The sequence below is a fragment of the Micrococcus sp. APC 4021 genome, from assembly GCF_030407635.1.
In the GTDB taxonomy this organism is placed as follows: Bacteria; Actinomycetota; Actinomycetes; order Actinomycetales; family Micrococcaceae; genus Micrococcus; species Micrococcus luteus.
The window spans coordinates 1-8,934 of record NZ_JASDCZ010000095.1 but is presented as its reverse complement, the minus strand read 5'-3'; the positions used below and the strand labels follow the sequence as shown (position 1 = coordinate 8,934).

The window sequence follows — 8,934 nt, the reverse complement described above, 5'->3', positions numbered from 1 at the left end:
CGGCGGGGTGGGGCGGGAGGACTCCGGCTCGCGCGGGGCCTGCCCCGGTGCCGGAGCGGGCCGGTTCGGCTGCGCCGTCGGTCGGTCGGACCGGCCCTGCTGCGGGGCCGGACGCTCAGGCCGGTCCGTCCGCGCCGGGCCGGCCGGGCGAGCGCCGGACTGTGCGCGGGCGTCCCCGGTCGGCGCGTCCCCACCGAGGATCAGGTCGAGCCGCGGGCGGATGCCGAGCACCTGGTGGACGGCCTCGCCGAGCACGCGGTCGCCGCCCCGGCCGAGCAGCGACTGGCGGGGCCCGTCCTGCTGGAAGCCGATCGTCAGCAACGAGCCGTCGTAGCCCGCGACGCTCGCGTTGTCCTTCACCAGCATCCACACCAGGCGTGAGGCGTCCTCGAGGGCCGCGAGGATGTCCGGCCAGGCCCGGCGGATCATCTCCACCTGGCTCGCCGCCGGGGCGGGCGTGGGGCTCGACGGCGCGGCCGTCTCCTCCGGCCCGTGGGCGGGGGCCGGCGCGGCACCGGTGCGCTCCTGGGCCTGGGGCCGGCCCTCGGGCTCGGGCCGGCCCTCAGGCTCGGGGCGGCTCCCGGCCTCCGGGCGGCGCGCGTCCCCGGAACGGGCCCCCACCTCAGCCGGTTCGGGCCGCTTGGGCTGCGGCGCCTGCTGCGGACGCTCGGACCCCGTGGCCCCGGCGGCGGCGTCCCCCTCCGGCGCCTCTGCCACGGACTGCGGGGCAGGCGGCGTCCAGCGCTCCGGCGGGGCGGTGGACGCGGTCGGCGCGGGCTCCTCCGGCCGCCGCATGGCGGCCCGGGCGAGCGCGGCACCGGTCAGAGTGCCGGAGCCCTCCGCGTTCTCGGCCGATCCGCCGCCGTCCGCGGCGGGCGTGCCGGACCGGGCCGGCGTCGTCGTGCCCTCCGGGGCGCCCTCCTCGACGGGCGCGGCGCCACCGAGCTCCAGGCGCCGTTCGAGGGCCTCGAGGCGGGCGGCCAGGCCGCGGTGCGTCTCGTCCGAGGTGGGCAGCAGCAGGCGCGCCATGAGCAGCTCGAGGTGCAGGCGGGGACTGGTGGCCCCCACCATGTCCGTCAGGGCGAGGTTGGTGACGTCCGCGAGGCGGGAGAGCTCCGCGCGGGAGAGCTGCGCGGCCTGCGCCGAGAGACGCCGCACCTGGTCCTCCGGCATGCCGTGCAGGATCGCCCCGGCCTCCTCCGGCAGGGCACGGGCGATCACGAGGTCGCGGAAGCGGTCCAGCAGGTCCTCGACGAAGCGGCGCGGGTCCTGGCCGGACTGCACCACGCGGTCCACCACGCGGAACACGGTGGGGGTGTCGTCCGCGGCGACGGCGTCGATCACGTCGTCCAGCAGGGCTTCCGGGGTGAAGCCGAGCAGGCTCACCGCGAGCTCGTAGGAGACCTGGCCCTCCTGGGCACCCGCGATCAGCTGGTCCAGCACGGAGAGCGTGTCACGCACCGAGCCCGTGCCGGCGCGCACCACGAGCGGCAGCACGCCCTTCTCCACGGACACGCCCTCCTCCGCGCACAGCTGCTCGAGGTAGGCGATGAGCGGCTCCGGCGGCACGAGCCGGAACGGGTAGTGATGGGTGCGGGAGCGGATGGTCCCGATGACCTTCTCCGGCTCCGTGGTGGCGAAGATGAACTTCAGGTGCTCCGGCGGCTCCTCCACGATCTTGAGCAGCGCGTTGAAGCCCGCCGCGGTGACCATGTGCGCCTCGTCGATGATGAGGATCTTGTAGCGGTCCCGGACCGGGGCGAACGTGGCCCGCTCGCGCAGGCCGCGGGCGTCCTCCACACCGCCGTGCGAGGCCGCGTCGATCTCCAGCACGTCCAGCGAGCCCGGCCCGCCGGTGGCCAGGTCCCGGCACGAGTCGCACTCGCCGCACGGCGTGGGCGTGGGGCCTTGGGCGCAGTTCAGGCAGCGCGCGAGGATGCGGGCGGACGTGGTCTTGCCGCAGCCGCGCGGGCCGGAGAAGAGGTAGGCGTGGTTCACGCGGTCCTTCGCCAGTGCGGTGCGCAGCGGGACCGTGACATGGTCCTGCCCGATCACGTCCTCGAAACGGTCCGGGCGGTAGCGGCGGTACAGGGCGGTGCTCACCCTCGAAAGCCTATCCGGCGGGCGGACGGGCTAAGGGAGCCGGGGAATGCGCCCACCCACCGGCCCGTTCCCTGGCCCATGACCACCACGCACATGCATACCGACGCCGAGGACACGATCCACCCCACGCAGCCGGCCCCGGACGCGGGACCGCTGAGTCAGGCCGAGATCGACCGCCTCTTCGCGGACCGCCACACGACGCAGCTCTTCTCGGACGAGCCCGTCGACCTCGCGCTGATCGAGCGGGCCTACGCGGACCTCCGCTGGGCGCCGACCGCCATGAACAACCAGCCGCTGCGGCTCGACGTCGTGGACAGCCCCGAGGCCCGTGCCCGCCTGGCTCCGCTCATGATCGAGTTCAACCGGGAGAAGACGGAGCGCGCCCCGCTCACGCTGATCGCCTCCTACGACCTCGACTGGCACCGCCACATGGGCCACCTCGCCCCGTTCCGGGAGGGCTTCGAGGAGGATGCCGAGGGCAAGCCGGGCATGCGCGAGGGGATGGGCCGCACGAACGCGCTCATCCAGGTGGGCTACCTGCTCGTGGCCCTGCGCGCCCACGGGCTCGAGGTCGGCCCCATGGCCGGGTTCGACGCCGCCGCCGTGGACGCCGAGTTCCATGCGGACCGTGCCTGGAAGTCCCTCCTGGTGATCAACGTGGGCCACGCCGCCGCGGACGACGAGAAGGCGCAGCAGCCCCGCCAGGGCCGCCTCGACTTCGACCAGGCCGCCCAGGTCCTCTGACCGGGGCCGGGCCTGCGGCGGACCAGGGCGCCGGCCCGCTCAGAGCCCGGTGAACACCCACGGATCACGCGGCAGGGCGGCCGGGTCGAACGCGGGCACGGCGGCCGCCAGCGGTCCCGCGGGCAGGCCGAGGGACTCCAGCAGCCGGTCCCGCACCCGCTCGGGGGTCCACGCCGGGTCCTGCGCGGCGAGGTCCTCGAGCGTCACGGCGCCGTCCCGCTTGGCCAGCCGCCGCCCCTCCGCGTTCAGCACGAGCGGCACGTGCAGGTACTCCACCGCAGGCGTCGGCTCCCCGCGCCCGTCGCACAGCGCCTCGGCCAGCCAGCGCTGGCGCGGGGCCGAGTCGAGCAGGTCGTCGCCGCGGACCACCTGGTCCACGCCCTGCGCCAGGTCGTCCACGACGACGGCCAGGTTGTACGCGTACGCCCCGTCGTTCCGGCGCAGCACCAGGTCGTCGACCAGGCCCGTGACCTCGCCGTGCAGCACGTCCACGGCGGTGGCGCGCGGGATCTCGCCCGCCGGCAGGCCCGCGACCTTCGCCGCGTCGATCCGCAGGGCGGCGGGGCGCACCCGCCGTCGCTCGGCCCGCTCGGCCTCGGTCAGGCCGCGGCAGGTGCCCGGATAGAAGCCGGGCGGACGCAGCGGCACGGCGCCGCCGGAGGCGGGGGCACCGTCGTCGGGCCTCGGGTGCGGGGCCGACGTCGCCTCGGCGATGTCCTTGCGCGAGCAGAAGCACTCGTAGACCGCGTCCGCGCCGTGCGCGGCTCGCAGGGCGGCCACGGCGGCGTCGTACAGGGCGGTGCGCTCGGACTGACGCACCGGCTCGGCGTCCCAGTCCAGCCCGACGGCGGCCAGGTCAGCCCGCTGCCCGGCCTCGGCCCCGGAGCGGACGCGGTCCAGGTCTTCGATCCGCAGCAGGAAGGCGCGGTCCGTGGCGCGCGCCGCGAGCCACGCGACGAGCGCGGTGCGCAGGTTGCCCAGGTGCAGGCTCCCCGTGGGGGAGGGGGCGTAGCGTCCGGCGGGCATGGGATCTCCTGGGGAAAGTGAAGACCCCTCACGCACCTGCCAGAGCCCACCTACCCTTGCTACCTTCCGGTCCTGGGGGAGTTCAGCGAGATGACACCACGTGAGGGGCCGTCGAAGAGTCTAGCAGGGTGGCGGCGGGCGCGGCGATTCGGGCCGCGGGGAGGCTCGGGCCGAGCTCGCGCCTCCCGCGGAGGATTGGCGCGGCCCAGGACGATCTGGTTATGATGGAACCTGCCCTCGCGCGGTCCGCCGCATGGGGGCGCACCAAGGAGGATTCGCCTAGCGGCCTATGGCGCACGCCTGGAACGCGTGTTGGGTTAACAGCCCTCGGGGGTTCAAATCCCCCATCCTCCGCGGACAAGCCCCGGGACCCCAGTGGTTCCGGGGCTTTTCGCATGTCCGGGACCGCCGTCGTCGCGGGACGCGCGCCCGACGTCAGCGGCCCGCCGCGCTGGGTGCGAGACGTGCGTCACATTTGCGCGTATCCTTCTCCCCAGTCGCCCGGGACCGCCGGCGGCCGCCGCTCGGAGCTCGCACCGCACCGGCCATCCCCACCCGATCTGGAGACCCCATGTCCTTCGCAGATCTCATCACCGCCGTGAACGACGTCATCTGGTCCCCGGCCCTGATCTGGCTCTGCCTGATCGTCGGCCTCTACTTCACCATCCGGACCATGTTCCTGCAGTTCGTGAACATCCCGGACATGGTGAAGCAGCTCCGCGAGGGCCAGGACTCCGCGGACGGCACCTCGTCCCTCCAGTCCCTCATGATGTCGCTCGCCGGCCGCGTCGGCATGGGCAACATCGGCGGCGTCGCCACGGCCATCGCGTTCGGCGGCCCCGGCGCCGTGTTCTGGATGTGGGTCATGGCCCTGCTCGGTGCCGCCACGTCCTTCATCGAGTCCACGCTCGGCCAGATCTACAAGGAGCGCGACCCGGACACCGGCGAGTACCGCGGCGGCCCGGCGTACTACTTCGAGAAGGCCTACAAGCACACGGCCGCCGCCCCCGCGTTCAAGGTGTACGCCATCCTGTTCGCCGTCGTCACCGTCTTCGCCACCAGCTACTTCCTGCCGGGCGTGCAGGCCAACGGCGTGGCCGCGGCCGTGGGCGAGGCGTGGGCCGTGCCCGCCTGGGTCGTGGCCCTGGCCATGGTCATCCTGCTGGCCTTCATCGTCCTGGGCGGCGTGAAGCGCATCGCGACGTTCGCCGTCTACGTGGTGCCCGTGATGGCCGCGCTGTACATCATCCTCGCGCTGATCGTGCTGTTCCTGAACTTCGACCAGATCCCCGAGGTCTTCGGCTCCATCTTCGCCAGCGCGTTCGGCGTGCACGCCGTGTTCGGCGCGATCCTCGGTCTCGCCATCCAGTGGGGCGTGAAGCGCGGCATCTACTCCAACGAGGCCGGTCAGGGCACGGGCCCGCACGCCGCCGCGGCCGCCGAGGTCTCACACCCGGCCAAGCAGGGCTTCGTGCAGGCATTCGCCGTCTACATCGACACGCTCTTCGTCTGCTCGGCCACCGCGTTCATCATCATCTCCACGGGCGCCTACCGGGTGTACTCGGACGAGTCCGGCTCCGGCCTGCTGTTCGAGGGCATCGTCGCCCCGACGGCCTCCGAGGGCCCGGCCTTCGTCCAGACCGGCTTCGACGCCATGTTCACCGGCTTCGGCCCCACGTTCGTGGCCGTGGCGCTCGCGTTCTTCGCCTTCACCACGATCGTGGCGTACTACTACATGGCCGAGGTCAACCTCGTGTTCCTCACGCGCAACCTGCGCAACGGCATGGTCCGCCGCGTCGTGCTGCGCTTCCTGCAGGCCCTGATCCTCGTGTCCGTGGCCTACGGCGCCGTCGCCACCACGGGTGCGGCCTGGGGCCTCGGCGACATCGGCGTGGGCTCCATGGCCTGGCTGAACATCCTCGGCATCCTCGTGCTGCAGGGCCCGGCCCTCAAGGCCCTCAAGGACTACCGCGCACAGAAGCGCCAGGGTCTCGACCCGCAGTTCGACCCGCGCCCGCTCGGCATCCGCAACGCGGACTTCTGGGAGCACCGCGCCGACGGCCTGATCACCCAGGGCGTCGCCGGCACGGCCGAGCACCCGATCGTCGCCGAGGGCGGCGCCCACCGCGCCTGACCTACCGGCGGGGCTGGGCTCTCCCCGCCCCACCACGACGACGGCCCGGACGCCGCCAGCGTCCGGGCCGTCGTCGTGCGCGGCAGGTCAGAAGAGCTGGCGCAGGTTCGCCTTCGCGAGGTCGAGCAGCTTGGTGCCCTTGCCGTCCAGGACGGTGCGCATGGCGTAGAGCGCGAAGCCCTTGGCTTGCTCGAACTCGATGCTCGGCGGGATCGTCAGCTCCTGACGCTCGGTCTTGACCACCAGCAGCGCCGGCCCGTCGTGGGCGAGGAACTCGCGCATCACCGCGGGCAGGTCCGTCGTGTGGTCCGCGCGGAAGCCCTTGATGCCGATCGCCTCCGCGATCGCCGCGAAGTCCGGGTTCTCCAGGCTCGTCCCGTAGGGGACGAACCCGGCGGCCATCATCTCGAGCTCCACGAAGTTCAGCGAGTCGTTGTCGAACACGAGCGTCTTCACGGGCAGGCCGTTCTGCACGAACGACATCAGCTCGCCGAGCATCATGGCCAGCCCGCCGTCGCCGGCCATCGCCACCACCTGGCGGGTGGGGTCGACCGCCTGGGCGCCGACCGCCTGGGTGACCGCGTTGGCCATGGAGCCGTGGGACAGGGAGCCGATGATCCGGCGGCGCCCGTTCATCGTCAGGTACCGGGAGGCCCAGACCACCGGGGAGCCGACGTCGGGCAGGAACACCACGTCGTCGTCGGCCAACTCGTCGAGGAGGCGGGCCACATACTGCGGGTGCACGCGTCCACGGCCCGGGGTGGCCAGCTGGTCGAGGTCCTTGCGGGTCTTGGCGTAGTGCTTGAGCGCCTTGTCCAGGAACGCCGACGACGAGTTCCCGCGCAGCAGCGGCAGGAGGGCCTGGGCCGTCTCCTTCACGCCGCCCACGAGCGGCACGTCCACGGCCACCCGTCGGCCGATCTGCTCGCCGCGCACGTCCACCTGGATGACCGTGGCGTCCTCGGGGTAGAACTGCCGGTACGGCAGGGAGGAGCCGAGGATCAGCAGCGTCTCGGCCTCCTTGAGCGCGTGGTAGCCGGAGGCGAAGCCGAGCAGGCCGGTCAAGCCGACGTCATACGGGTTGTCGTACTCGATCCGGTCCTTGCCGCGCAGCGCGTGGACGATCGGGGCCTGCAGCCGCTCTGCCAGGGCCACGACCTCGTCGTGGGCGCCGGCCGCACCCGCGCCGGCCAGGATGGTGATCCGCTTGGACGAGTCCAGGGCCTCGGCGGCCTCGCGCAGCACGGAGTCGGCCGGGATGACGCGGGACGGCGTGTGACGGATCACCTCGGGCTTCGCGGAGAGCTCGGTAAGGGCCACGTCGCCCGGGATCACGAGCACGGCCACGCCCCGCTGCTCGACGGCGGCCCGCATCGCGGTGCGCAGCATGCGGGGCATCTGGTCCGCCGAGGAGACGTGCTCCACGTAGACGGAGCACTCGCGGAACAGGTCCTGCGGGTGGGTCTCCTGGAAGTAGCCCGAGCCGATCTCCTCCGACGGGATGTGCGCGGCGATCGCGAGCACCGGGGTGCGGGAGCGCTGCGCGTCGAACAGGCCGTTGATCAGGTGGAGGTTGCCCGGACCGCACGAGCCCACGCAGACCGCGAGCTCGTCCGTGAGCTGGGACTCGGCGGAGGCGGCGAAGGCCGCGGTCTCCTCGTGCCGGGTGTGCACCCACTGGATGCCGCCGTGGGAGCGCAGGGCCTCGGTCAGCCCGTTGAGGGAGTCCCCGGGCACGCCGTACATGCGGCGCACGCCCGAGGCGTGGAGGGTCTCGACGATGTTCTGGGCGACGGTGGCCACGGTGGAACCTCTCTCTGGTCGGGAGGCGCCCGGGCCGGTTCGGCGGGGGCGCGGCATTGCCTTCCACGCTAGGGGTCGAGGTCCAGGCCCGGGGAGGGGCGGCCGCCCGCAGAGGAGGCGTCCGGCCTGGTCAGCGCAGCAGGTCGCGCTCCACCCACCGCAGCAGGGACTCGCCCGCCCGCTCGTGGACGTCGTCGGCGTCGCCGATGCCGCGTTCGGCGAGGATCGCCGCCGTCACCACGCCGTAGGGCTTCTCGGGGACGCCGTCGGCGGGGCGCACGTCCATGTGCTCCACGGCCAGTCCGCGCTCGTGCAGCCGGTCGGCCATGGCGTAGTCGCTGCGCGAGTCGCCCGCGGTGAGCCAGCGTTCGGGCACCGGGGTGCCCGCCTCCGCCAGCAGGTCGAAGCAGCGCTCGACGCCCAGGTCCTTGCCGGAGGAGCGGTGCTCGACGTCCACCGAGATCACCGAGGGGGCCACGCGCACGTCCTCGGCGAGTCCACGCTCGGCGAGCAGGTCCTCGGCGCCCGCGGCGACGTCGTCGCGCACCCGTTCGTACTCCGTCTGGTCCGCGCCCACCGTCTTCTCGAGGGAGACCATGGCCAGCTTGGTGCGGTCGGTGAACTGCAGATCCCCGGCGCGCTCATCGTTGAGGGCCCAGATCGCGTCACGGGTGTCCGCGTCGATGGCCATGTCCGGGTCGGTGCGGAGCCAGTCCGGGGCGGTGCCGTCCACGGTGACGTCGGGCAGGTCCCCGGAGGGCACCGCGGAGAACGGGAACCACACGGCGCCCTTCTCGCAGATCGCGTGGAAGGGAGCGTCGTCCGGGAGGCCCGCGTCGCGCAGCGGGGCGATCACGCTGTGCAGGAGGAAGTCCGTGGAGCGGCCCGTGTTGAAGCCGACCGGCACCCCGCGCCGCGCGAGGCGGACGAGCACGTCGATGATCCCCTCCGGCACGGTCCGGGTCTCGGTGGAGGCCACGGGGCCGTCCACGTCCAGCAGGAGTCCGATCGGGGAGGAAGTGCGCATGTCCTCACCCTAGGCCGCGGTGGCCCGTGCCCGCGATGGGCCCGGCGGCTACGCTGACCCTGAGACCCGCCCCGCCCGGGGCGCACCCCCGACGATC

The 8,934-nt window shown here is 73.3% G+C and carries 6 protein-coding genes, 1 tRNA gene and 1 other RNA gene; 3 read left to right on the top strand and 5 right to left on the bottom strand.

Annotated elements, in window-relative coordinates:
• Nucleotides 1–2,103, bottom strand: a 2,103-nt coding sequence (locus tag QL983_RS08700; RefSeq protein WP_290152344.1) for a DNA polymerase III subunit gamma and tau, incomplete at its 3' end; no start/stop codon positions are given.
• Nucleotides 2,104–2,181: 78 nt separating this feature from the next.
• Here QL983_RS08700 and QL983_RS08695 point away from each other — a divergent pair.
• The gene (locus QL983_RS08695) at nucleotides 2,182–2,847 is read left to right on the top strand and encodes a malonic semialdehyde reductase (protein ID WP_049146682.1); all 666 of its coding nucleotides are present in this window, start codon (nucleotides 2,182–2,184) and stop codon (nucleotides 2,845–2,847) included.
• A 39-nt stretch (nucleotides 2,848–2,886) separates the two neighbouring features.
• Here QL983_RS08695 and gluQRS read toward each other — a convergent pair whose 3' ends face one another.
• Together gluQRS and ffs are read right to left on the bottom strand one after the other, a co-directional pair.
• The gene (gluQRS, locus tag QL983_RS08690) at nucleotides 2,887–3,873 is read right to left on the bottom strand and encodes a tRNA glutamyl-Q(34) synthetase GluQRS (protein WP_122054939.1); all 987 of its coding nucleotides are present in this window, start codon (nucleotides 3,871–3,873) and stop codon (nucleotides 2,887–2,889) included.
• Nucleotides 3,874–3,889: 16 nt separating this feature from the next.
• Nucleotides 3,890–3,986: signal recognition particle sRNA small type (gene ffs / locus QL983_RS08685), an RNA gene on the bottom strand.
• A gap of 155 nt (nucleotides 3,987–4,141) precedes the next feature.
• On the opposite strand from ffs, the gene QL983_RS08680 reads away from it, so the two are divergent.
• Nucleotides 4,142–4,227: transfer RNA gene (locus tag QL983_RS08680), tRNA-Ser, on the top strand.
• Nucleotides 4,228–4,444: 217 nt separating this feature from the next.
• Nucleotides 4,445–6,007: an alanine/glycine:cation symporter family protein gene (locus QL983_RS08675; RefSeq protein ID WP_122054942.1), complete on the top strand. Its 1,563-nt coding sequence runs from the start codon at nucleotides 4,445–4,447 to the stop codon at nucleotides 6,005–6,007.
• An 87-nt stretch (nucleotides 6,008–6,094) separates the two neighbouring features.
• On the opposite strand, the gene poxB is transcribed toward QL983_RS08675, so the two are convergent.
• Together poxB and QL983_RS08665 are read right to left on the bottom strand one after the other, a co-directional pair.
• Entirely contained in the window at nucleotides 6,095–7,810 is a 1,716-nt protein-coding gene (poxB, locus tag QL983_RS08670) for a ubiquinone-dependent pyruvate dehydrogenase (RefSeq protein ID WP_049146688.1), read from the bottom strand.
• Nucleotides 7,811–7,940: 130 nt separating this feature from the next.
• A complete protein-coding gene (locus QL983_RS08665) occupies nucleotides 7,941–8,837 on the bottom strand; it encodes a haloacid dehalogenase (protein ID WP_290152336.1) in 897 nt (298 codons plus the stop codon).
• Nucleotides 8,838–8,934: the final 97 nt, after the last annotated feature.

What these genes read in the sequence shown, in the direction of transcription:
- QL983_RS08695 (WP_049146682.1), top strand. Translation starts at nt 2,182, where the DNA reads ATGACCACCACGCACATGCATACCGACGCCGAGGACACGATCCACCCC.
- QL983_RS08675 (WP_122054942.1), top strand. Translation starts at nt 4,445, where the DNA reads ATGTCCTTCGCAGATCTCATCACCGCCGTGAACGACGTCATCTGGTCC.
- QL983_RS08665 (WP_290152336.1), bottom strand. Translation starts at nt 8,837, where the DNA reads ATGCGCACTTCCTCCCCGATCGGACTCCTGCTGGACGTGGACGGCCCC.
- gluQRS (WP_122054939.1), bottom strand. Translation starts at nt 3,873, where the DNA reads ATGCCCGCCGGACGCTACGCCCCCTCCCCCACGGGGAGCCTGCACCTG.